Source organism: Erythrobacter sp. JB2-19 (assembly GCF_057365005.1).
This window is the reverse complement of the sequence record NZ_CP200290.1, coordinates 1123775-1147213: the sequence shown is the minus strand read 5'-3', so window position 1 is coordinate 1147213 and position 23439 is coordinate 1123775. Positions and strand designations below refer to the sequence as shown.

The following is a 23439-nucleotide window of genomic DNA, read 5'->3' as shown; positions in this document are numbered from 1 at the left end:
AGCCATGAGCTGGCATTGGGCGAGATAGAGGGTTGCGCGGCAAGACTTACCATGGCGTAAGCTGCGGAAACCAAAATACATTTAGATTAAAATCGGGATTTACACGTGACACGCAAATTTTGGTCAAAACTTATCGCTCCGGCGGCTTTGGCAGGTCTTGCAGCGGCTCCGGCGACACTGCTCGCACAGGCAGCTGCGCCAGCCAATCCGTTCGGCATCCCCGACAGCGTGACCATTTTTGGTAGCTCCAACCCAAATGTGCGCACTGCGACCGCGATCGTGAATGAATTTGTCATTACCGGCACAGACATTGATCAGCGCGTAGCCCTGGTTACGGCAGCCGCTGAAAACCAGGTTTCAGAAGAAGAATTGGCCCGGTTGCGCCGCCAAGTGCTGCGCAATTTAATTGATGAAACTCTGCAAATCCAGGAGGCGACGAAGCTTGAGCTGCCGGTCGATCCTGCTGAAGTGAACCAAACATACGCGCAATTGGCCGCGCAGAACTTTGGTCAAGACCCAAGCGCGATGGACACTTATCTGCGCAGCATCGGCTCTTCGCCCGCTTCTTTGAAGCGTCAAATCACGGGCGAATTGGCATGGCAGCGGGTGCTTAGCCGCAATGTCACTGCATTCATCAACGTCTCTGAAGAAGAAGCACGCGAAGTGCTGAAACGGCTGGAGGCGGATCGCGGAACGGACGAATATCGCCTCGGCGAGATTTATATGTCCGCCACCTCCGAAAACCGCGAAGCAGTGCGCCAGAACGCTCAGCAGATTGTCGAGCAATTGCAGCAAGGCGGCAGTTTTGTGGCCTATGCGCGTCAATATTCCGAAGCGACCACAGCCGTGGTTGGCGGCGACACCGGGTTCCTCCGGCTCGGCACACTGCCTGGTCCAATGGCTGAAGCCGCGCAGCAGATGCAACCCGGCCAATTGGTTGGACCGCTGGAAATTCCGGGCGGCTTCACGATTATGTATCTGATTGAGAAGCGTCAGGTGCTAACCGCCGATCCATTGGAAGCCCTGCTTAGCCTCAAGCAAATCTCCATCACTTTTGAGCCAGGCACGACCGAGGAACAGGCGGCGGGCCGGGTCGAACAATTCGGTACGTTTATCCAAGAGCTTCGCGGATGCGCGGATGCGGAATCAGCGCGCGACATCTTGGGCGCGTCGGTTGTGTCCAACGAACAAATTCCTGCTCGACAGCTACCTCAGCAATTGCAGAATATCGTTCTCAATCTGCAAGTTGGTCAGTCCACACCGCCATTCGGCTCAATCGCAGAGGGTGTGCGCGTTCTGATGCTGTGCGGCCGCGATGATCCGCAGATTGCAGGCAGCCCGACCGTTCAATCGGTAATGAACCAGATTGAGGAAGAGCGCATTAACAAGCGTGCTCAGCGTTACCTGCGGGATCTGCGCAACGACGCCTATATCGAATACAACTGAGCATAGCTTAGGTGGGTTCCGCTGCGCTTCCCCTCGCCGTTTCCTTAGGCGATCCGGCGGGGATCGGCCCAGAACTCATCGCGCATTGTTGGGCGCGCCGTGCGGAACGCGGCATAGCGCCATTCTTCGTCGTAGGGGGCTTTGACGTTTTGCGAGCGGCTGCCGAAGCGGTCGGCGCAGACTGCCCGGTCGTTACCATCGGGGATACCTCCGAAACCACGGAGGCGTTCTCAGATGGCCTACCCATTCTGGTCGGCGAGGATTGCGACTATCGCCCCGCCCAGCCCGACGAGGAAGGCGCAGCTCTTGCGATGCATTCTCTTGCCGAGGCCACACGAATGGCCCTGCTCGGCAAAGCCTCCGCCCTAGTCACAGCGCCTGTGGCAAAATCGCAATTGGCTAAAGTCGGGTTCGATTTTCCAGGACAAACTGAATTTCTCGCCGCCGTTTGCGGGTTGTCGCCCTATGATGCGGTGATGATGCTGGCCGGGCCGTCATTGCGCACCGTACCACTAACGGTGCACATCCCGCTGAGCGAAGTCTCCACTACGCTGTCGTCTGAGCTGATTCAGCATAAGGCGCAAATTGTCGCTGCCGCATTGGCGCGCGATTTTGGAATTGCCACACCGCGCTTGGCCGTGGCCGGTCTCAACCCGCACGCCAGCGAGGATGGCAAGTTTGGCGACGAGGAAGCCCGCATCATCACGCCCGCTATCGACGCACTATACGAAAGCGGCATCGACATCAGCGGCCCCCATCCGGCCGACGCTTTGTTCACTCCGCGCGCCCGCGAAGGCTATGATGCAGCCCTTTGCATGTATCACGATCAGGCTCTGATCCCGCTGAAGGCGCTGGAATTTGATGAGGGCGTGAACGTAACACTCGGCCTGCCGATCATTCGCACATCGCCCGATCATGGCACCGCGTTTGATATTGCAGGCAAAGGCATCGCCGATCCAGGCGCAATGATCGCGGCCATGCAAATGGCGGCGCGTTGCGCCGCGGTGCGTTCTGGCACTGTGGCGGCGCACAGCAACAATGCGTGATCTCCCACCTTTAAGAGAGGTGATCGCAACACACGGGCTCAGCGCATCCAAAAAGCTCGGCCAGAACTTCCTATTTGACGAACAATTGTTGGATCGGATCGCAGCCATTCCCGGTGATCTGGGCGGTCAAAACGTGCTGGAGATCGGGCCCGGACCTGGCGGGCTGACACGGGCTCTGCTGCGCGCGGGCGCGAAGGTGACGGCGATTGAGATGGATGATCGCTGTCTGCCTGCCCTCGCCGAACTAGCCGAAGCATTTCCGGACAAGCTCAGCGTCATCCACGGCGATGCGATGAAGCTTGATCACGATAAGATCATGGGTAGTGAACCGTATCATATCGCCTCCAACCTGCCCTATAATGTCGGCACCGCCTTGTTTGTGAACTGGCTGAGTGGCACGCAATGGCCCCCGCAATGGCGATCGCTCACTCTGATGTTTCAACAGGAGGTCGCTCAGCGGATTGTCGCGCCCTCTGGCGGCTCGGCGTTTGGTCGCTTGGCGGTGCTCGCGCAGTGGCGATCCTACGCGAAGCTCGCACTCAAGGTACACCGGAGCGCCTTTACCCCGCCGCCAAAAGTGATGAGCGCGATTGTTCATGTCACACCCAGCGATGCGCCTGAAGGTGTTACGCCCCGAGCGCTTGAACGCATCACTGAGGCCGCCTTTGGGCAGCGCCGAAAAATGCTGCGTCAGAGCCTCAAAGGCGTGCCAGGCGCGCTGGACGCGCTGGAACAAGTCGGTATTGAACCAACACGCCGCGCCGAAACGCTGAGCGTTGATGAGTTTGTGCGGAGCGCTCGTCAGCTTGACACGCTTCTTTAATGAAGCGCCTTTAGCACCCAGCTCAAACGCATTGTGGGAGCGGGTAATGTTTGGGTTCAGCAAGAAAAAACGTCTGATTGAAGGTCCAATAGATTTCACATCTGAGGTCGAGATTGATCGCAGTGTCGCTGACGTATTCCCTCTAATCGATATTGCCGATCCTCGCTTCTGCCATGCGCAGCGCGGTGCGAATATAGCCCCGGTTCAAGGTGAAGAAGGTCGCTACGATCTGACCATCGCAGAGATGGAAGGCGTTACGTTTCAATTCCGGGTTTTGGAAAACGTCCCCGGCGCTCTCCACAAACTGGAATGCATCATCGAACCCCAGATCAATGACCTGACCCATTCGATCGAACTGTATCGCATTGAAACAATCAGTGAGAGGGCATGCCGCGTTGAACTGACCACCACCGCGACCTTCGATGAAAGTCTTTCTGATGAAGAGGTCGCCGAAGAAATCGCGACCATGAGCGCGGCGGTCAACATGGACTTGCTAAAGCTCAAGGTGCTCGCCGAAGATGGCGTCGAAGCGGTCGAAGCGATGGATAATGACCCCTTTGATGGCATCGAAATCGACGGGATCGAATTTGACGAAATCGACCTTAGCGAATTTGAATAGGCGCATTTACGCGTTCTTTCGCTCCCTCGCCTTACAGCTCTGTTGAAACCTCAAAGGAGTGCCAAGCACTCCGGCTGTGCCGCAACACATTGGCATTGATCTTGCGCATCGCGCCGAGATGTTGGGCGGCATAAATTTGTCAGCATTGGGAAGGAACCGGGCGATCACGCTGGTTAATTTGACGTAACCAAGCTTGCCAACGCGTTAGAGGGATTTTGCGATCTATCACGCGGGGCAAGAGACCGTTACCGGACGAACCATCCGGACAGACAGGTAAGAAACGCCATGAGCTTTCTCGAAAAACGCCAGCAGGCGGCGCATAGTGACCAGCGCCGCTCGGGCCGCTTTGCCGTGGAAATTCCCGCGACGTTCCGCACCATCAGCGGAGAGCGCGACTGCCGTATGGCCAATATCTCCGACAATGGGGCGAAGCTGGAAACCGATAATCCGCCGGCGACCGGCGTGTCCGGCATGCTCCTACTCGGCTCTGACGAAATCTATTGCACGGTTATCTGGTCAAATGACAATGCCTGCGGGATCGAGTTTGAACGCAGCATTGGCGAGCACGCTCTTGTCCAGATCGCTGGCGAGCAGGTCAGAAATACCGGACCTGTCGCTCAGGCCTGCAACATCCAGATGGGCCGAAAGCGAGGCCGGTTGGTGACGAGCCATAGCTGACCGCGCTTTCGCCCACTGTTGTTAGCCCGCCTTCTTTGCCTGCCGCCATTGATGCAACAGCGGCTCGGTATATCCACTGGGCTGCTCCACACCTTTGAAGATCAACTCTTTCGCTGCAGAAAATGCTGCACCGTCTTCATTGCCGGTCAGCGGAACATAGGTTGGATCGCCAACATTCTGAGCATCAACCTTCGCCGCCATGCGGGTTAGACTGTCCATCACCTGATCCTGCGTCACCACACCGTGAAACAGCCAATTGGTGATATGCTGCGAAGAGATGCGCAAAGTCGCGCGGTCCTCCATCAGGCCGACATCATTGATGTCCGGCACTTTGGAGCACCCCACACCCGCATCGACCCAGCGTACAACATAGCCGAGCAGACCTTGCGCATTGTTATCTAGCTCATCGCGCAGCTCTTCATCAGACCAATTGGTGCCTTCCGCGAGGGGGATGCGGAGCAAGGTGTCGACCGAGGGTATCTCACCCAACCCTTGCTGTATCTCAAACACATCTTCCTGATGATAATGCAGCGCGTGGAGCGTCGCAGCGGTGGGAGAAGGAACCCAGGCAGTGTTTGCTCCAGCGCGCAAATGTCCGATCTTTTCCTCCATCATCTGACCCATCAAATCGGGTGCAGCCCACATGCCTTTGCCGATCTGAGCCTTGCCAGACAGTCCGCAGGCAAGGCCAATCGCAACATTGCGCGCCTCATAGGCCGTGAGCCAGTCAGAGCCCTTCATCGCACCTTTGCGCATCATCGGGCCGGCACGCATGCTGGTGTGAATTTCATCGCCTGTGCGATCTAGGAACCCGGTGTTGATAAACACGATCCGGTCACGCACCGCATGAATACAGCCGGCAAGGTTCGCGCTCGTGCGGCGTTCCTCGTCCATCACGCCAACCTTGATGGTATAACGCGGCAGGCCGAGCAAATCCTCCACCGCATTGAACAGATCATTGGTGAAAGCGCATTCTTCTGGCCCATGCATCTTGGGCTTCACGATATAGATCGAGCCGTATTTGGAATTGCCGTATTTTGCTTGGCCTTCGACATCGATTATGCTGATTGCGCTAGTGAAAACGGCATCCATGATGCCTTCTGGAATCTCGCCTCCATCCGCCAGGCGGATCGCCGGGTTGGTCATCAAGTGCCCGACATTCCGCACAAACATCAGACTGCGCCCGGACAGGCTCTGCGCATTGCCATCGCGATCGCTGTAATCCTTATCGTCAGACAGCTTGCGCGTCAGCGTTTTGCCGCCCTTCTCAAAGCTCTCCTGCAAATCGCCCCGGATCACGCCCAACCAATTGCGATAGGCAAGCAGCTTATCCTCCGCATCAACCGCCGCGACGGAATCTTCGCAATCGGCAATTGTCGTCAGAGCGGCTTCGACATTGATGTCCGCAATACCGGCTTTGTCAGTCTGGCCAACCGGAGAGCTAGCATCGAACACAACCTCGATATGCAGGCCGTTGTTTTGGAACAGCAGACCTTTTTCGGTCCTGCCCACATATTGGCTTTCATCTTGCAGCTTGCCGTCGTTCTCATCGGCCAGATCAGCCCAGCTTTGATCAACCAGCGGCAGCGCCTGATCCAGAAATGCACGGCCTCGCGCGATGACCGCATCTCCGCGGGCTCGGTCATAACCGCCTGGCTTGGCTGGCGGCGCGTCAAGCGTATCCGTGCCGTAGAACGCGTCATACAGGCTGCCCCAACGCGCATTGGCTGCATTCAGGAGGAAGCGTGCATTGAGAATCGGCACAACCAGCTGCGGTCCCGCCATGGTTGCGATTTCAGGATCGACGTTTTGCGTGCCGATTTTGAACGGACTGGGTTCCGGGACGAGGTAGTCAATCTCTTTGAGGAACGCTTTGTAAGCGTCCGGATCATGCGGCTGCCCCTTGCGGGCATCGTGCCACGCATCGATCTGGGATTGCAGCTCTTCTCGCTTGGCCAGCAATTGCTCATTGCGCGGTGCAAACTCCGCCAGTAAATCGGCAAAACCCCGCCAAAAGCCATCCGCATCCCGGCCCAGCGGGGTCAGCACTTCGCTTTCCAGGAATGTCGCCAGCCGTTCATCGACAGACAGTCCGGCACGGGTAATCAAATTGCTCATAAGTCCTCTAACACTCCAACGCGCGGCGCAGCGGCCGCGAACAGACGATATAGGTTCCTGGGGGAGGAGGACACCGCAGCCTATGGCCAAAGCCGATGCGGATTGCAACGGGTGAACGGCAGACTTCAAAACCACCGCTTGGATGATCGCGTTCGCGCCGCTAGAGCAGACATCAATGACAACGGAAATTCTTGAAAAATTTGATGCCGCTGCAATGCTCGCCCAAGTGCAAGACTGGTGCGCGATCAACACCGGCACCGGCAATATTGAAGGGCTTGCGCAGCAGGCTAGTAAGCTTGTCGGCGCCTTCTCAACTCTGCCAGGCGAAGTTGAACTGATAGATCCAGCGCCCGTCACCGCCATTGCTGCCGATGGCAGCGAGTTTGAAAAGCCCAACGGCCAGCATATGGTCCTGCGCGTTCGCCCTCAGGCCAATGCCCGCATCTTACTGACCGGGCACATGGATACGGTTTTTCCAAAAGAGCATTCGTTTCAAAGCCTGACATGGCTGGAAGACGATGTGCTCAATGGCCCTGGCGTCGCCGATATGAAGGGCGGAATTTCTGTCATTCTCCATGCGCTCATGGCGTTTGAAACTATGCCGGGTGCCTCCGCGCTCGGTTATGATGTGATGATCAATTCCGATGAGGAAACCGGATCTCTCGCAAGCTCCGCTTTAATTGCCGAGATGGCGCGGGGCAAACTTGCAGCTCTTACCTTCGAACCGGCAGCTTTGCCTGATGGAACACTGGCTCACGCACGCGGCGGCACAGGCAATTATTCCATAATCATCACCGGCAAATCAGCCCATGCTGGGCGCAATCCGCACGAGGGCCGCAATGCGATTGTTGCGGCAGCAGACTTGATCCTACGTCTAAAGGCAATGGAGCGTGAGGACATCACCGTGAACCCTGCAAAGCTGGAAGGCGGAGCGGCCAATAATGTCGTGCCGGATCACGCCGTTTTACGATTCAATATTCGCCCGAAGAGCACAGGAGCGATGGATAGCTTCGACAATGATCTCAAAACTTTGCTGCGCAGCATTGAGAGCGATCACGACGTATCCACACACAGGCATGGCGGCGTAACGCGGCCGCCCAAACCGGTTGATGAAAGCGCACAGAAACTGTTCGATCTGGTGCAGAAATGCGGCGCACAATTGGGTCAGAAAATCGCCTGGAAATCGACCGGCGGCGTGTGCGATGGCAACAACATTGCAGCATGCGGCGTGCCCGTGGTGGATACCATGGGCGTGCGCGGGGGCAGTATCCATTCACCGGATGAATTTCTCATCGTTTCGAGCCTGACAGAGCGCGCTGCTCTGTCCGCTCTTGTTCTTTCTCGTATTGCTGCTGGAGACATGCATTGACCTTTCGCATGCGCGCGTCGCGCACGTCCGATCTTGAGCATTTGTACGAAATGGCAAAGCTAACAGGCGGCGGGTTTACCAATCTTCCTGCTGACCGTGACGCACTGTCAGCAAAACTGGAAACCTCGGCCGCAGCATTTGCCAACACCGGCGACGAGTTGACCGCTGAAACCTTCGTCCTCGTGCTCGAAAACGTCACCACCGGCGCGGTGCGCGGCACATGCCAATTGATGACGCAGGTTGGACAGCAATGGCCGTTCTATTCCTACCGCCTCAACACGCTGACCCAATACAGTCAGGAATTGGACCGCACGGTTCGCGCTGAAATGCTAAGCCTCGTAACCGATCTGGAAGGATCGAGCGAAGTTGGCGGGTTGTTCCTACACCCGAATGAGCGCGCGGGCGGGCTTGGCTTACTGCTTGCACGCAGCCGCTATCTGTTCATCGCGATGCACCGCAAACGTTTCGCAGACCGAGTGCTGGCTGAACTGCGTGGTATCATTGATGAACGCGGCGGATCGCCGTTTTGGGACGGCGTGGCCGGACGTTTTTTTGGGATGGGATTTCAAGAGGCCGACTATTTCAACGCCATCAATGGCAATCAGTTTATCGCGGATTTGATGCCCAAACATCCCGTCTATGTCGCGATGCTAGACGAAGAGGCGAAGAAGGTGATTGGCCTGCCCCACCCAACTGGCCGTGCGGCCATGCGCATGCTGGAGAAGGAAGGTTTTGCCTATGAGGGCTATGTCGACATATTTGACGGCGGCCCCGGCATGCTCGCAAAAACGGACCAGGTAAAAAGCGTTTCAGGCTCCTCCCCGGCAACCCTCAGCGGGATTGACCAACCGGAAGGAGAAAAAGCGTTGATTGCCACCGGCACGCTTGGCGATTTCCGAGCTTGCTATGGCGCTCGTTCGGTCACTGAAGACGGCGCAATTGCGATCGATTCCGTGGCCGCCGACACGCTTGACGTGAGCACTGGCGACACTGTGTGGAGCGTCGCGCGATGAGCGGTCCAAACAGCAATCTGGTAGAGGTCAATTTCGACGGCATCGTTGGACCAAGCCACAATTACGCCGGTCTTTCCCTAGGTAACATTGCCAGCGCCAGCCACGGCGGTGATGTCTCCTATCCCCGCGCCGCGGCGCTGCAAGGTTTGGAGAAGATGCGCGGCAACTTCGCGCGATTTGGGCATCAAGGTTTTCTGCTCCCTCTACCCCGGCCGAACAACGCTCTCACCCAGCAGCTGGCGGTGGATAAAAACACTCCGCGCCAGCTTCTAGCTGCGGCATGGTCGGCCTCCAGCATGTGGACCGCCAACGCCGCCACCGTCAGCCCAGCGCCAGACACGAGAGATGGCAAATGCCATCTGACGCCCGCTAATCTCGTCACTATGCTGCACCGGGCACAGGAATGGCCCGACACCAAACGCATGCTCGACATCGCCTTTGGCAACAGCGCGCATTTCGCTGTGCATGACGCCGTCCCGCCAAGCTTTGGCGATGAAGGCGCAGCCAACCATATGCGTCTGTGCGAAGGGCACGGCAGCAAAGGCGTGGAAGTGTTCGTCTATGGTCGGCCGGGCGGCAAATTCCCTGCGCGCCAGCATGAACAAGCCAGCCGCGGAGTCGCCCGCCTACATGGTCTAAACCGAGACGCCTGCGTCTTCATTGAACAGAACCCGGTCGCGATTGAGGCAGGCGCGTTCCACAATGATGTCGTCGCTGTGGCGAATGAGCACGTGCTGTTCACCCACGCAGAGGCCTTCGCCGATCAGCAAGGCGCCTATCAAGCGATGCGCACCGCCTTCCCTGCGCTCGAAGTGGTCGAAGTGCCGAGCAGCGCAGTCAGTCTGACAGAGGCAATTCGCACCTATTTGTTCAACGCTCAGCTTGCTACTCAGCCTGGCGGCGGCATGGCTCTGATCGTGCCAGAGGAATGCCGCGAGAGCGCCAGCGTCTGGGCGTGGTGTGAGGATATGCTGGCCAGCAATGGCCCGATCCGCGAAGTCGTTCCTGTTGATGTGCGCCAAAGCATGGCCAATGGCGGCGGCCCGGCCTGTCTGCGATTGCGCGTCGTGTGCGATCCGGCAACTGTCGATCCGCGCTTCCTCTTAAACGAGAGCAAAGCGGACATGATGGCGGGTGTGATCGAAGCCAATTGGCCCGAGCAAATCGATCCAGCCGATATTGGCAGCGATACACTCGCCAATTCGGTGATCACCGCAAGAACGGCACTGCTCAACGCGCTGGAACTCACAGAACTTGGTTAAACAAAGTTAACGCGCTTGGCGGCTGCGTCGGGCATGCTTACACTTCCTGCATCGTTAACCAATCAGCCACACGAAAAAGCGTTGCTGGCACGGCACTTGCAGTCAAAAATGCGAAGTGTTTAACGGCGGAGAAACCATGCTGCGTAAGATCGGAAGGCTGTTTGTCATCAAGACAAGGTTCGAAGCCTTCGTGATCATTTACGCGCTGGCTCTGGGCGCGACATCGCGCGGCGCAGCCTATCTTGAGCAATATCCCGGATGGGGCGGACAGTTGCTGTTCCTGGCGACAACTGGCGCCGTGTTTCTGGCCGGGGCCAAGATCCTCGACTGCCTAAAATACGAAAAGGCTGAGCGGGAACGACAGGCGTCTTCTGATCCCATGCCTTAGAGCTATTGTCCCAGGCCTGCTTACGTCTACCGAATGATAAAGCTGGACCTGTCGACACCGCTATTTCCGGTACGCGCATCAAAGGCCGTGACCAAAATCTCATACACCCCTTTTTCGGCGGACGGGATGTCAACGGCATACCGGCTCGTCTGACCGGCATATTCTAACGTATATGTGTCGACCTCTCGACCATTATGCTTGATCAGAGCAGACACCTCTATCTGGTCAGAATCCCACGTTCCACCGGGAGTGGTCGGGCACCCGCAAATCATGATTACATTTGCCTCCACCCGCATCATGGGCGGGTTATCATCGACATAGCTGTGTGCGCCTGGCGACAGAATATCGACCGCAAAGCCCGGCACAATCAGCAACCAGCCATCCCCTGCCTCAATGTGTTTCCCTGGCAACACCCAGCGCGTGGACGATGCCTCCGCCTGGACTTGCGGTTGGCCACGTGGCCCGCGAACTGTCACGCGGATACGGCGCGGCTCGGCAATATCCAATGTCGCACGATAAACAGCGCTGTCGGCATCCGAGCGAGTATCATACCGCATCTTTGGACGCAGCAAAATGCGCTCAGTATTGCCAGTGGTGCCGCTCGTGATCCCCTGATCCAGAACTTCACCAGTGTCCGCATCTTCAATTGTCACTGCCATGCCTGACATGCTGGTGCCAATGAACTTCGCATCTTGAGTCAGCGCGCGCACCGCGATCCTTGTCTCTTCTGCGGCAAGTGGAAGGGTGGGCAGGCACAGAACCAGAAAGCAGGCCAGCAATCGCATCATGGCATTACATCCTCATTGTCAAAGTCGCTATCTGAGCAGCCTTTTTGTGAGCCAAAAGGAGCGGAAGATCAATTGAAAGAATGCGGTTCCGATAAACGCCGCGTGTCCATGACTATGCAGGAAAAGTGAGGTTTCTATCGTTAGGTCCGCCTACCTATTTCGGAGGGCTGACGCCGGTATCTCACGGATCAGATTTTTCAGATTGAACGAACACTGCGCTGTTCGAAGACCGGCGCCCTGAGGCCATTGAGGCCATCACTGGAGAGGCAAAAGGTGCCGTTTAGACCGATATAAGGAATCGGTGGGGGGTTCTGTTGCTAGGCCCCCCAGGCCCCCGGAATCCGCTTCTGTTGCCCGGTGGGTCCAACCGCGCTTTAGCTTTGTAAATTCAGGCCGTTAAGCCGTCACATTACGCTGCGATTGCGAGTGCTTCGTTATCGTTTGCACTTATAAAAATGAGCCTTTTACGGGGTTTCTCAACCCGGGCAAAAACTACGCCTTTCAACACACGTCGATCCTAGTTCGGCCCCGTCAAAAATCTCGTAAAAACCGAGAGTTATGGTGGAGCCGCCGGGTACTGCCCCCGGGTCCGTTGCATCTATTATACGCAGCAATTTATCGCCATATCCCGCAAAAACGGGCAGGACCTATATAGACCCTGCCCGCTTAATGTGAAGTGTATGCTGTTTTGTGGCAGTCCTAGCCACCCGCTCCCTCCACCCTTCCACCCGGAGCCTACCAGGATACCATCCGGGTGGAAGGGTGGAGGGAGCGGGTGGCTAAGCAAGCTCGGGATCGAAGTCCCGAGCGCACCCAAACAACGAAACCCTACTTTTTCAGCGCGTCACGGATTTCCGTAAGCAGGTCGATCTCACTTGGACCTGCATCTTCCGCTTCTTCTTGCTTCTCAAACTTCGCCTTCGCTTTTTCAGCGTAGCGCACCAACAGGAAGATGATGAAAGCCAGAATTACAAAATTGATGATGGCCGTAACGAAAGAGCCCCATGCGAGAACATTGGCACCCGCTTCGCGCGCTGCCTCAAGGCTCATGCCCGCCTCAACTTCACCAGACAAAACGATGTATTTGTTACTGAAATCAACATCACCAAAGATCATGCCCACGATTGGCATGATAAGGTCAGAGGTCATCGATGCAACGATGACGGCAAACGCGCCCGCGATAATGACCGCAACGGCCAGCTCCATCACGTTGCCTTTAGCGATGAAATCTTTGAAATCCGAAAACATGTTATTTTCTCCCTAGACCCGAATTCAGCCCCTATTTTGCAGCAATTTCAGCCTTTGCCAAGCGCACAGCGTCGCCCGTCCACTGCTTGAAAGCCGGTTTAGGTGTGCTATATACATAGTACAGGACACACTTCTTATTGATGGTGCGCGCGCCGATCTGGCTGCGCGAGGGAAAGGGACATTCATGAATTTCAGGAATATTCGCCGCTTTGCGCTGGTCGCGGCTGCTTCTTTGGGTCTGGCTGCTTGCGGTATCAACTCCGTACCCGCCGCTGAAGAAAATGCGAAGGCAAAATGGGCTGATGTCGAAGCGCAGTTTCAGCGCCGCGCGAACCTCATCCCCAACCTCGCCGAAGTGGCTCAGGGCGCCGCTGAAAATGAGCGTGCGATCCTGACCGAAGTAACCGAGGCTCGCGCGAAGGCCACCAGTGTGAATGTTACAACTGATGACCTTGCCGATGGTGCGAAGATGGAAGAATTTGCGACTGCTCAAAGCCAAATGAGCCAAGGGATTGGCCGACTGCTCGCCAGTTTTGAAGCCTATCCGCAGATCACTTCAACTCAAGGTTTCATCACTTTACAAAGCCAGCTCGAGGGCACGGAAAACCGGATCGCCGTTGCGCTGCGCGATTACAACGAAGCTGTGCGACAGTACAACACCACGATCCGCACCTTCCCCGACACGATTGGCGCAAACATCATCCACGGTGCAGAGCCGCTGGTGCCATACTCAGCGACCACTGAAGGTGCAGAAGAAGCGCCTGAGCTGGACCTGACGTCAGGCTGATCGCAAAAGTGTTTCGCCCTATTTACACCGCATTTGCGGCGCTCCTTGCGCTGCTTGCGAGCCCTGTAGCCGCGCAGGATTTTCCGGCGCTTAGCGGGCGGGTCGTTGATGCGGCGGACATTATCCCCGCCGATGTTGAGGCTCAGCTCAACGCTCAATTGGAAGCGCTAGAAACGCAATCTCAGCGGCAGCTGGTGGTCACGACCATCCCGGACCTGCAAGGTTATGACATTAGTGACTTTGGTTATCGATTAGGCCGCGAGTGGGGCCTAGGCGATACGGAGCGCAATGACGGCGCATTGTTAATTGTTGCACCAAATGATCGGAAGGTGCGGATCGAAGTCGGTTATGGCCTTGAGGGCTATTTAACTGACGCGCTGTCCTCTTTGATCATTCAGAACCAGATCATCCCGCGCTTCAAACAAGATGACTATCCCGGCGGCATCGTCGCAGGGACAAATTCGATCGTTCAGCAACTCCAATTGCCACCAGACGAGGCCGCACTTGTTGCCCAACAGGCCAGCCAGTCGCGCCAGCAAAGCCAGAACGATGGCGGTTTTCCAGTGGGCGCGCTGATCTGGCTGGGCTTCATGTTCTTCTTCTTCGTCCTGCCCATTTTACGCGGACGCGGACGGCGCCGCAAATACCGCGCGAAAAAGGGCAAAGGCCCTTGGGGACGGCGCGGCGGTGATCGTGATTTGGGCGACACTGTCGGTGACATCATCCTGTGGGAAGTTGGCAGCGCGATCGTTCGCGGCGCAATGAGCGGCGGCGATGACTGGGGCGGCGGAGGTGGCTTCGGTGGTGGTAGCTTTGGTGGTGGCTTCTCCGGCGGCGGCGGTTCGTTTGGGGGCGGCGGCGCCTCTGGGGGATGGTGATCGATGAGCTACCTTACTGAAGCGCAGCACAAAATTGTCTCAGACGCGGTTGGCGAAGCTGAACTCTCGACCTCGGGCGAAATCCTGACCGTCCTCGCGGACCGGTCCGACGGTTATTCCGACATCTCTTTGTTTTGGGCAGCCGCGCTATCATTCACGATGATGAGCCTGTTTGCTGCCCTGCCCCAGCCTTTCCTTGATTTCTGGGACAGTCTGTTCGGCGGATGGGGCCATGAATGGAGCACTGGTGAATTGGCCAGCATGACAATCGCGCTCGGCCTCATCACATTTGTGATCGCTTGGGCTGCGCAATTGTGGGACCCGCTGCGCTTTGCACTGATCCCTGGCCCGGTCAAAACTGCGCGTGTCCATGGCCAGGCGGTCAAACACTTTAAGGTAGGCGCGGAAGCCCGGACCCATGGCCACACCGGCATCCTCATCTATCTGTCGATGCGCGAGCACCGCGCAGAAATCGTCGCAGACCAGCCGATAGCAGAGAAAGTCCCGGCCGAGATCTGGGGCGAGGCGATGGCCGATATGCTGGTTGAAATCAGGCGGGGCCATATCGCCGAAGGCATGGCAGCCGGTGTGCGCGACGTTGGACAAGTGCTGTCCGAGCATTTTGAACGCGCCGAAGATGACGAGAACGAGCTTCCCGACCGCTTGATCGAAGTCTAAGCATAGCCGCCATGAGCGCTGACACCCCCGGATTCGATATCCCTGACACTGCAGACCTTGTTCGCGATATGGACGCGGACAAGCCCGAAGAGGTCATGTGGGAAGGCAAATTCATCACCGCCAAACGCCGCGGCCGCTGGGAATATGTTGGGCGTTCACGCGGCATCCGCGCCGCAGCGATCATCGCCATCGACACAGACTCTAGCGGTGAACCTCACGTTATTCTGGTCAGCCAATATCGCGTCCCGCTCGGTCAGTTCTGCCTTGAGATCCCGGCAGGCCTCGTCGGCGATGACGAAGGCAAGCAGGGGAAGCTGCGGAAGAAGCTGCGCTGAGAGAACTCGAAGAAGAGACCGGCTACACCGCCGAGCGTATGGAAAACCTCGGTGAGTTTTACTCTTCACCAGGAATGGTCAGCGAATGCTTCACTCTGCTGCGCGCGCATGGCCTCAAAAAGGTCAGCGCTGGCGGCGGCACAGACTGCGAAAATATCATCACCCACCGCGTTGCGCTGAGCGAATTGCCACGCTTCGTTGCCGATTGGCGAGCAGCCGGGCATGGGGTCGATGTGCGCATATCCCTGTTCATGATGAGCGGGCTTCTAACAGCACAAAACACTTGAGAGGATTGATCACATGCCAACCACCCGCCCCGGACGCGTAGAGGGTAAGCTCGCATTGGTAACTGGCGCGGCGCAGGGCCTTGGCCGGGCGCACAGCATGCGGCTCGCTCAAGAAGGCGCGCGTGTGCTTTGCACCGACATCAACGGGCAAGGCGCGCAGGACACCGCCGCTTTGATCAATTCCGAAGTCGGCTCAGGCCACGCGTTTGGCATCACCCATGACGTCACCGACCCACAGGCACTGGGAGGCCGCCGTCGATGCAGCGCGCGAGGAACTGGGCGGCCTCAACGTGCTGGTCAACAATGCCGGGATTGGTGTCGCAGGGAATATTGAGACGTGCGATTTTGATGATTGGAAGCGCTGCTTCTCGATCAATGTCGATTCCATCTTTCACGGCTGTCAAAAGGCTTTGCCGTTGATGCGCGAACACGCACCAGGCTCGATCATTAACATCAGCTCGATCGCAGGTCTAATCGCGAGCGACACGATGCCAGCCTACAACGCTTCCAAAGCAAGCGTTTGGATGCTGTCAAAATCAATCGCGCTGCATTGTGCAAAGAAGAATATGCAAATCCGCTGTAACTCAGTGCATCCGACCTTTGTTGATACGCCGATCCTTGATGGAACGGCGCAGCATGCCGGGATCGAAAAGGATGTACTGCTTGATAAGCTCGCGCGGCAAATTCCACTGAAATTCGTTGGTGAGCCGAATGATATCGCCAATGCGGTGCTCTACCTTGCCAGCGACGAAAGCCGCTTTGTTACCGGAGCGGAAATCAAGCTCGACGGCGGTATCTCAGCGATGTGAGTTTTGCGGGGCTTTCTGCTCACTGCGGCAAGCCCCTGGCCTCTGGCCCAGATACAAAAGAGGGGCCGTTTGGCCCCTCCCGGTTTGTTTATATTCGATACGCAGCGGTCCGAAAAACCGGGTTATCCGCTTGTCGTTGCTGCGTATCAGTCGGCAATCAGTCCAACTGCGATGTAGATCGGAATTGTAAGGCCAAAGCCAAGCAGTGTTGCCGCTACAAAGCCAATCCGAACGATGATTGGATCGATGCCGGTGTAGTTTGCGATGCCGGCGCTAACGCCCATCAGTTTGCCATTGTGCTTATCCAGGCGAAATCCAGCGCGCGGCGGTTTGCCATTGGGGGAGTTGGTTACGTTGTTCATGCCATCACTCCAAATGCGAGTGCAGGAGAGGCTGGGATAATCGCCGTGGCCATGAACACAGCGGAGATTGCGATGGCCGAGACGGCTGCAAACACACGGCTGCTAAGGTCAATTGAAGCGAACATTTTGATTGGGTTTCCTTTGATTAGATTGATTGGTTGGTTCTGGTTCGATCAGAAAATCAGGCAAACATTCCAGGTGAGCCGGGGACAATCGCACTGGCCATTACAATGGATGAAATTACGACTGAGAAAGCGGCTACGAGCAGGCGAGAAGCGATGTCGTTGCTAAACATGATGTGGTCCTTTTGATGAAACGTTCGGCTTGGAATTAAGCGAACAATTGTGGGCTAGCTGGGAGGATCGCTGTGGCCATGAACACTGCCGAGATGGCGAGTGAGAAAGCTACGGCGAAGAGGCGGTCTGAAGTATCGGTAGCGAACATTGTTGGTCTCCTTGGTCTTTGTTTCGTTCCTGGTGAGTTTGTCTCACTGGATGCCAAATACACTGCAGGAGCCGTGCCAAACTCAAAAAACGGCGGAATTCTGCCGTTTCTTGAATTTACAAGTTTTAACTTCATGTTCATCAAACCGGAAGGTTGGGAATTTTCGCCATCTATTGGGATTTATATTTTCCGGTGGATTTTCATGGCCATTCTTTGCACCCATGCTAACCCTGCGCGCTCTATGGCGCTCGAGAAGATTTCCCTCGAAAATTTCCGCAATCATGCGGGCAGTGAGCTCTCAAAGACCGCCAAGTTCAATCTCTTGGTCGGCGACAATGGTGCTGGCAAAACCAATATTCTTGAGGCGCTATCGCTGCTCAGTCCGGGGCGCGGCATTCGGCGAGCAGCTCTGACCGAATTGGCACGGCAGAACGCGCTGGTCCCAAACGCTGGCGGATTTGCGATCGGCGCGAGCCTGACAGAGCAAGGCCTGATCAGCGCGCGGATCGGCACATATGTGGAGCCTGACCAACCGCGCCGCCGCCTGGTGCGGATCAATGGCGCAGATGCGAGCGCCAGCGCGCTCAGCGAATGGCTCGCAATTTCCTGGCTGACCCCGGCAATGGACGGCCTATTCATGGATTCAGCTGGCGCGCGCCGCCGCTTTGTTGATCGCATGACGCTGGCGATAGAACCGGGTCACGCTAAATCCGTCTCTCAGCTCGAAACTGCCCTGCGCGAACGCAACAAACTGCTCGAGGAACGCGGCGATGCACGCTGGCTTGATGCGATTGAGGCTCAGGCCGCTCAGCATGGCGCCGATGTTGCGGGCAATCGTATGGCTCTTATCGAAGCATTGGGCGTGGAGCTGTCCGCCCTTCCCGCTCAGCCATTCGCTCGCCCGGTCCTGACTTACCGCCCCGGCGGACCAATGGAAGCGCAGGCGCTGTGCGATGAGCTTGGCCGTCAACGCGGGCGCGATAGGGCCGCTGGACGCGCACTGGCCGGGCCGCACCGCGATGAGCTGGATGTGGTTATGGCCGGCTCTGGGCAGTCCGCCGCCTCATGCTCCACTGGCGAGCAAAAGGCGATGCTAATCGCCATCACATTGTCGCACGGCGTTTTGGCTGCTGAAGGACGGCCTTCGGTGCTGTTGCTGGATGAAGTGGCCGCTCATCTGGATCCTGTGCGCCGCGCGGCTCTGTTTGAGCGTTTGGGGCAAGGTCGCGCGCAAGTCTGGATGACCGGCACGGAGCTATCGCCATTTGAAGAGGTCACAGCAGAGGCGGCAGTCTGGCAGGTGAGCAACGGAACGCTAAAGCGGCTTTAGTTCGCGCCGCTGCTCACTTCCTCGTTCTGAGGCAAAACGGCAGACACCTGATCCAAAGTCGCCGCGACCAAGCGGTCAATCCCTTCCTCGGTCGGATGGATCCGGTCGGATTGGAACAGGTCGGGCTCTTGATAGATATCCTCGAGCCAGAACGGGATCAGCGCAGCACCATATTCGCGCGCCAGCTCACCATACATGCCATCAAACTCGGCCTGATATTCTGGGCCATAATTGGGCGGCGCGCGCATCCCCATCATCAGAACCGGGATCTCCCGCGTTTTCAGCTCATCCAGCATCGCAACAAAGTTTGCCCGCGTTTCATCCGGTTCGATCCCGCGCAGCAGATCATTGCCGCCCAGCTCCAGAATAAACAGGTCCGGCTGTTCTTCCTGCGCATCCAGCGTAAAAGTAAGCCGTTGCCGCCCGGCAGAACTGGTATCGCCAGAAATGCCCGCATTGGCGACCACCGCGTTAATGCCAGCCGCACGCAAAGCGCCCTGCAATTTTGCCGGATAACTGTCTTCCTTGGCGACGTTGTACCCAGCGAACAGGCTATCCCCAAACGCGACAATGCGTCGCTCTGGACCTTCGACGGGAACTGGAGTGCCCGCTTGTGGGTTAGCAATGGCAATATCACCATTCCCTGCGCCAGCAGCGACCGTATCAGGAGCCTCACTGCCACATGCCGCCAAAGCCAGCACCAACACGGGTGCTGCCAGTTTTAGCGGTTTCTTCGACCAAACGCTGATGCGCATCTATGAGCCTCCGACTTCAGTATCTTGTTTGCAACCCACCCCTATGCCATCTGGACCTTGTGAAAAACCCTTCTCTCGCGATCTCCGCACGTAACCTTAAACTCACCCTCGGTTCGGCCCAAGCGCCGGTCGATATCCTGCGCGGTATCGACCTCGACATTGCCACTGGCGAAGTCGTTGCGCTGCTCGGCCCATCCGGCTCTGGGAAAAGTTCGCTTATGGCGGTGCTTTCCGGGCTGGAGCGCGCAACCAGCGGCAGTCTCGATGTCGCAGGCGAGGATTTTGCCAACCTTGATGAGGATGGCCTTGCCCGCGCCCGGCGGGGACGGATCGGGATCGTGTTGCAAGCTTTCCACCTGCTCCCAACCATGACGGCAGCAGAAAACGTGGCCACTCCGATGGAGCTGTCTGGCGGCGAGCATCCACGAAAGCGTGCAGAAGCAGAATTGCAAGCGGTCGGGCTTGGCCACCGGATCGGCCATTATCCAACGCAATTGTCTGGCGGTGAACAACAACGCGTAGCCATTGCCCGCGCCATCGCGCCCCGCCCAAGCCTGATCTTCGCGGATGAGCCAACCGGCAACCTTGATGCCGCGACCGGCCAAGAGATTGTCGACCTGCTGTTTGAGCGCCGCGCAGAAACCGGCGCCACTCTGCTTATCATCACCCACGATCCGAAACTCGCCGAAAGATGCGAGCGGGTGATCACCATGGCTGACGGCGTCATTGCGTCTGATACGTCGAACACTGCGGTTGGGGCATCTGCCGCGTGAGCACTGAGATATATTCGGCCACGCTTTCTTGGGGCAGCGCATGGCGGATTGCCCGGCGCGATCTCAACGCACGCTTTCGCGGCCTGCGCCTGCTGCTGGTGTGCATATTCCTCGGCACGGCAGCTCTCGCGGCGATCGGCACGCTGACGGCGGCGATTGAGCGCGAGCTGGAATCGAACGGGCAAGAACTGCTCGGCGGCGATCTGGAAATTGAGATTTGGCAGCGCAGCCTCAACGAGCAGGAGCTAAGCGCGATCGGCGAATATGGCGAGATATCGGGCGGTACCCGCCTGCAAGCCATGGCCTCCAGCGGCGAAAACGCTGCGCCGATTGAGCTGAAGGCCGTGGATCAGAAATGGCCGCTCTACGGCACGCTCACTTTAAACGATGGCAGCACGACCGGCGCACCATCGGGTAATAATGCCTATCTCGGCCAAGGCGCGATGGATCGGCTCAATATCGCTGTTGGCGAGACCTTCCGTGTCGGCACAGTCGATCTGGTTGCCGCTGGCGTCATCGAGAACGAGCCTGACCGCCTGTCTGAAGGCTTCCAATTGGGGCCGACAATTATCGTCGCAGAGGACGTGCCAGGCCGCGCAGGCTTGCTAGAGCCGGGTTCCCTTTATGAAAGCAAATATCGCGTCGCTTTTGCCAACCAAGCCCGTGACCCCGGCGAGGTCGAAGAAGAGCTGACCGAAGTCTTCCCAAATTCCGGTTTCGACTTCCGTACCCGAGACCGCGCATCGCCTGGCGCAGACCGTTTTGTCCAGCGCATGAGTGACTTTCTGACGCTGGTTGGTCTGGCTGCTTTGGTTATTGCCGGGATCGGCATTGCTGGCGGCGTCTCCTCCTATCTGGAGGCCCGCAGAGGCAGCATTGCTACGCTAAAGGTGCTGGGTGCATCATCCACCGACATCGTCCGCATATACGCCATGCAAATCGCGGTTGCCGCGCTTATCGGCAGCGCAGCCGGGCTGACCGTAGGCGTGCTGGTGACCCCGGTGTTCGGAGCCGCCCTTGAAGGTTTGCTGCCGGTCGAAGCTGGCTTTGTGATTGAGCCTGCACCGCTACTGCTCGCGGCGGCTTACGGCTTGCTCGTTGCCTTTGCCTTTGCCGCAGCGCCGCTTTTGCGAGCACGCACTTTCCCCGCAATGGCTCTGATGCGCTCCAGCACTCCGCTGTCGAACACTGATTGGCGGCCATTGCTCTGGACCGGCGCAGGCATTGGTGCCGTCTGTATCTTGGCCCTAATCAGCACGAACCAGCTGGTTCTGACCGCTGGATTCCTATTTGGCGCGGGCGGCGCGTTGCTCGCCCTCGGAGCCTTGGGCATCGCAATCCAAAAGCTCGCGCGCGGTGCACCCCGGCCCAGCAATCCGTTGCTCCGCAGCGCAGTCACAAATCTGCATCGCCCCGGCGCGCCTACCGGCTCTTTGGTCACCGCGCTTGGTTTTGGCTTGGCCGCCTTTGTTCTGCTCGCCGCCGTTCAAAGCGCGATTGATGGCAATATCCAAAGCCGCGTCCCAGCAGAGGCGCCCGATTACTTCGTGCTCGACGTGCCGCGCGAAGGGGAGGAGACCTTTCGCGGTCTAATCGATGAGCAATTCCCTGGTTCCAATATTCGCGCCGTCCCGACCTTGCGCGGTTCCGTGCTTGCCTTTGGCCCCGAAGGCGCGATGCAGCGCGTGGCCGACCTTGAAGAGATACCAGAAGGCGCATGGGCGCTGCGCGGTGAGCGCGGCCTCACCTATTCCGACGAACTGCCAGTCGGAAACAGCCTAACCGAAGGCGAATGGTGGGACGAGGGCCATTCTGGCGACCCGCTGGTGTCGATCGATGCGCAATTGGCCGAGGGAGCTGATCTGGGCATTGGCGACAAGCTGACGATTGGCGTGCTCGGGATTGAGCGCACCGTCACCGTTGCTAATATCCGAGAAATCGACTGGGAAAGCATGGGTTTCAACTATGCTCTCGTTTTCTCCGAAAACGCGATTTCCGACGCGCCGCACAATCTCGCGGCGACCATTGAGCTACCCGCCTCCGCAGGCGATGAAGGGCGCGGCGAATTGCTCCGCGCAATGGTGCGCGAGTTCCCGTCAAGCTCCGTGGTCGAGGTAAAGGACGTGCTGACCGAAGCGCGCACAATCCTGCAGCAGGTGGGCCTCGCGACCTTGGCTGCGGCTGCCGTCACAGTCCTCGCCGGACTGGCCGTGTTGATGGGCGCGATTGCAGCAGCGCGGGCCGCACGGATGCACGACACCGTCGTTCTGCGCGTGCTTGGAGCAAGCCGTAAGCAGGTGCTGCTGATGCAGCTGGCAGAATATGGCTTGATCGCTGGCTTGCTGGCTTTGGTTGCGCTCGGCCTTGGTTCGGCGCTCGCTTGGGTGATTATCACCCAGCTATTTGAATTCGATTGGTTGCCAGCCTGGGGAGAAGTGCTGAGCGTTCTCGGCCTTGGCCTGTTTATGGTGCTGGCATTCGCTCTGGGCGGGTCTCTGCCGCTGCTGCGCGCAAAACCGGCGCAGGCGCTGAGAGAACTTTAGGCTAAGAAAAGGGGAGCTTGCACCAGCAAGACCCCCTCTCTTAGTATTTATCGAGCCTATTCGAAAACCGAGGAACTGGTCGGGTTCTTTGGGTCCGGACCAAACCGGTTTGGTCCTGCCGTACCTGGCAGACACATAAGCACCAAAAACCCGATGCTAGCCAGAAAACCAACAAATGGGATCAGGCTCGCAACCATGACGCCGAGATACCACCAACCCGACATATCGCGATCATGCAAACGGCGGACGACAACCGCAATCGACGGGATGAAAATCGCCAGGGCGTAGATACCAAAGATACCAAGCAGCAAAGTGCTCATCACCCCGCCGCCAGACAACGCATTTTCAATTGCTGCTGCTTCGGCCATCGGATCACCACTAGCGCCTGCAGCAAAAGAGGCTGACATCATCGAGAAGAAGAAAGGACCAATCAGCACCGCACTGATGATCAGGTTAAGCAGCGCGAACATCCAATATTCTTTGCGCCGGGAGCGTCCCTGAAAATCGGCATAGCGTTTCAGCGGTAAAATCATCCATTCCATGTAAGTGATCCCCTCAAGTAGAAGTTCTAGCCCCAGATCCACGGGACACGCGCCTTTTGCACCATACCTAGGTGTTTAGCGCAATAAAAAAGGGGCCCGCCGTGCTGCGAGCCCCCTT

The 23439-nt window shown here is 57.5% G+C and carries 22 protein-coding genes, 1 other RNA gene and 2 pseudogenes; 17 read left to right on the top strand and 8 right to left on the bottom strand.

Annotated elements, in window-relative coordinates:
• The first annotated feature begins 105 nt into the window (after window positions 1–105).
• From AC0V6O_RS05485 to AC0V6O_RS05465, 5 genes are all read left to right on the top strand, one after another.
• On the top strand, window positions 106–1446 hold the full coding sequence (locus tag AC0V6O_RS05485; protein WP_472638339.1) for a peptidylprolyl isomerase: 1341 nt from the start codon (window positions 106–108) through the stop codon (window positions 1444–1446).
• Between the two features lie 11 nt (window positions 1447–1457).
• Window positions 1458–2492, top strand: a complete 1035-nt coding sequence (gene pdxA / locus AC0V6O_RS05480) for a 4-hydroxythreonine-4-phosphate dehydrogenase PdxA (RefSeq protein ID WP_486142216.1) — start codon at window positions 1458–1460, stop codon at window positions 2490–2492.
• Entirely contained in the window at window positions 2485–3315 is an 831-nt protein-coding gene (gene rsmA, locus AC0V6O_RS05475; protein ID WP_486142214.1) for a 16S rRNA (adenine(1518)-N(6)/adenine(1519)-N(6))-dimethyltransferase RsmA, read from the top strand. Before pdxA ends, rsmA begins: the two co-directional genes overlap by 8 nt.
• A 46-nt stretch (window positions 3316–3361) precedes the next feature.
• Window positions 3362–3934: a hypothetical protein gene (locus AC0V6O_RS05470; protein WP_486142212.1), complete on the top strand. Its 573-nt coding sequence runs from the start codon at window positions 3362–3364 to the stop codon at window positions 3932–3934.
• A 285-nt stretch (window positions 3935–4219) separates the two neighbouring features.
• Entirely contained in the window at window positions 4220–4612 is a 393-nt protein-coding gene (locus AC0V6O_RS05465; RefSeq protein ID WP_486142210.1) for a PilZ domain-containing protein, read from the top strand.
• Window positions 4613–4633: 21 nt separating this feature from the next.
• On the opposite strand, the gene AC0V6O_RS05460 is transcribed toward AC0V6O_RS05465, so the two are convergent.
• Window positions 4634–6730 (bottom strand): malate synthase G, encoded by a 2097-nt coding sequence (locus AC0V6O_RS05460; protein ID WP_486142208.1) that lies wholly within the window; start codon window positions 6728–6730, stop codon window positions 4634–4636.
• Between the two features lie 175 nt (window positions 6731–6905).
• On the opposite strand from AC0V6O_RS05460, the gene AC0V6O_RS05455 reads away from it, so the two are divergent.
• The 4 genes from AC0V6O_RS05455 to AC0V6O_RS05440 all read left to right on the top strand — a co-directional run bounded on the left by AC0V6O_RS05455 (window position 6906) and on the right by AC0V6O_RS05440 (window position 10762).
• Window positions 6906–8099: a hydrolase gene (locus AC0V6O_RS05455; RefSeq protein ID WP_486142206.1), complete on the top strand. Its 1194-nt coding sequence runs from the start codon at window positions 6906–6908 to the stop codon at window positions 8097–8099.
• Window positions 8096–9112, top strand: a complete 1017-nt coding sequence (locus AC0V6O_RS05450) for an arginine N-succinyltransferase (protein WP_486142204.1) — start codon at window positions 8096–8098, stop codon at window positions 9110–9112. The genes AC0V6O_RS05455 and AC0V6O_RS05450 overlap by 4 nt, the downstream gene beginning before the upstream one ends.
• Entirely contained in the window at window positions 9109–10374 is a 1266-nt protein-coding gene (locus tag AC0V6O_RS05445; protein ID WP_486142202.1) for an N-succinylarginine dihydrolase, read from the top strand. The genes AC0V6O_RS05450 and AC0V6O_RS05445 overlap by 4 nt, the downstream gene beginning before the upstream one ends.
• A 136-nt stretch (window positions 10375–10510) precedes the next feature.
• Entirely contained in the window at window positions 10511–10762 is a 252-nt protein-coding gene (locus AC0V6O_RS05440) for a hypothetical protein (protein WP_472638330.1), read from the top strand.
• 26 nt (window positions 10763–10788) lie between these two features.
• Here the strand turns inward: AC0V6O_RS05440 and AC0V6O_RS05435 are convergent, their stop codons facing one another.
• The 3 genes from AC0V6O_RS05435 to mscL form a co-directional block, all read right to left on the bottom strand.
• The gene (locus AC0V6O_RS05435) at window positions 10789–11550 is read right to left on the bottom strand and encodes a hypothetical protein (protein ID WP_486142200.1); all 762 of its coding nucleotides are present in this window, start codon (window positions 11548–11550) and stop codon (window positions 10789–10791) included.
• A 336-nt stretch (window positions 11551–11886) separates the two neighbouring features.
• Window positions 11887–12230, bottom strand: a transfer-messenger RNA (tmRNA) gene (gene ssrA / locus AC0V6O_RS05430).
• A 148-nt stretch (window positions 12231–12378) separates the two neighbouring features.
• Complete coding sequence (gene mscL, locus AC0V6O_RS05425) at window positions 12379–12798, bottom strand: large conductance mechanosensitive channel protein MscL (RefSeq protein WP_486142198.1); 420 nt, start codon at window positions 12796–12798, stop codon at window positions 12379–12381.
• Window positions 12799–12982: 184 nt separating this feature from the next.
• On the opposite strand from mscL, the gene AC0V6O_RS05420 reads away from it, so the two are divergent.
• The 5 genes and pseudogenes from AC0V6O_RS05420 to AC0V6O_RS05400 all read left to right on the top strand — a co-directional run bounded on the left by AC0V6O_RS05420 (window position 12983) and on the right by AC0V6O_RS05400 (window position 16572).
• Entirely contained in the window at window positions 12983–13585 is a 603-nt protein-coding gene (locus AC0V6O_RS05420; protein ID WP_486142196.1) for a LemA family protein, read from the top strand.
• Between the two features lie 8 nt (window positions 13586–13593).
• Window positions 13594–14463, top strand: coding sequence for a TPM domain-containing protein (locus tag AC0V6O_RS05415; RefSeq protein ID WP_486142194.1), 870 nt, complete (start codon window positions 13594–13596; stop codon window positions 14461–14463).
• A gap of 3 nt (window positions 14464–14466) precedes the next feature.
• Window positions 14467–15141, top strand: a complete 675-nt coding sequence (locus AC0V6O_RS05410) for a TPM domain-containing protein (protein ID WP_486142192.1) — start codon at window positions 14467–14469, stop codon at window positions 15139–15141.
• Between the two features lie 68 nt (window positions 15142–15209).
• Window positions 15210–15763, top strand: a pseudogene (locus AC0V6O_RS05405) (NUDIX hydrolase).
• A 13-nt stretch (window positions 15764–15776) separates the two neighbouring features.
• Window positions 15777–16572: pseudogene (locus tag AC0V6O_RS05400) on the top strand (SDR family oxidoreductase).
• A gap of 146 nt (window positions 16573–16718) precedes the next feature.
• Here the strand turns inward: AC0V6O_RS05400 and AC0V6O_RS05395 are convergent.
• Window positions 16719–16934, bottom strand: a complete 216-nt coding sequence (locus AC0V6O_RS05395) for a PspC domain-containing protein (RefSeq protein WP_472642717.1) — start codon at window positions 16932–16934, stop codon at window positions 16719–16721.
• Window positions 16931–17059: a recombination protein F gene (locus AC0V6O_RS05390; protein ID WP_472638322.1), complete on the bottom strand. Its 129-nt coding sequence runs from the start codon at window positions 17057–17059 to the stop codon at window positions 16931–16933. Before AC0V6O_RS05390 ends, AC0V6O_RS05395 begins: the two co-directional genes overlap by 4 nt.
• A 248-nt stretch (window positions 17060–17307) precedes the next feature.
• Between AC0V6O_RS05390 and recF the strand changes: the two genes are divergently transcribed.
• The gene (recF, locus tag AC0V6O_RS05385) at window positions 17308–18708 is read left to right on the top strand and encodes a DNA replication/repair protein RecF (protein ID WP_486142189.1); all 1401 of its coding nucleotides are present in this window, start codon (window positions 17308–17310) and stop codon (window positions 18706–18708) included.
• Here the strand turns inward: recF and AC0V6O_RS05380 are convergent.
• Complete coding sequence (locus AC0V6O_RS05380) at window positions 18705–19463, bottom strand: arylesterase (RefSeq protein ID WP_486142187.1); 759 nt, start codon at window positions 19461–19463, stop codon at window positions 18705–18707. The two genes, recF and AC0V6O_RS05380, sit on opposite strands and share 4 nt — an antisense overlap.
• A 59-nt stretch (window positions 19464–19522) precedes the next feature.
• Between AC0V6O_RS05380 and AC0V6O_RS05375 the strand changes: the two genes are divergently transcribed.
• Together AC0V6O_RS05375 and AC0V6O_RS05370 are read left to right on the top strand one after the other, a co-directional pair.
• Window positions 19523–20236: an ABC transporter ATP-binding protein gene (locus tag AC0V6O_RS05375; protein ID WP_486142185.1), complete on the top strand. Its 714-nt coding sequence runs from the start codon at window positions 19523–19525 to the stop codon at window positions 20234–20236.
• Window positions 20233–22779, top strand: coding sequence for an ABC transporter permease (locus tag AC0V6O_RS05370; RefSeq protein WP_486142183.1), 2547 nt, complete (start codon window positions 20233–20235; stop codon window positions 22777–22779). The genes AC0V6O_RS05375 and AC0V6O_RS05370 overlap by 4 nt, the downstream gene beginning before the upstream one ends.
• A gap of 56 nt (window positions 22780–22835) precedes the next feature.
• On the opposite strand, the gene AC0V6O_RS05365 is transcribed toward AC0V6O_RS05370, so the two are convergent.
• A complete protein-coding gene (locus tag AC0V6O_RS05365; RefSeq protein WP_472638316.1) occupies window positions 22836–23363 on the bottom strand; it encodes a DUF805 domain-containing protein in 528 nt (175 codons plus the stop codon).
• Window positions 23364–23439: the final 76 nt, after the last annotated feature.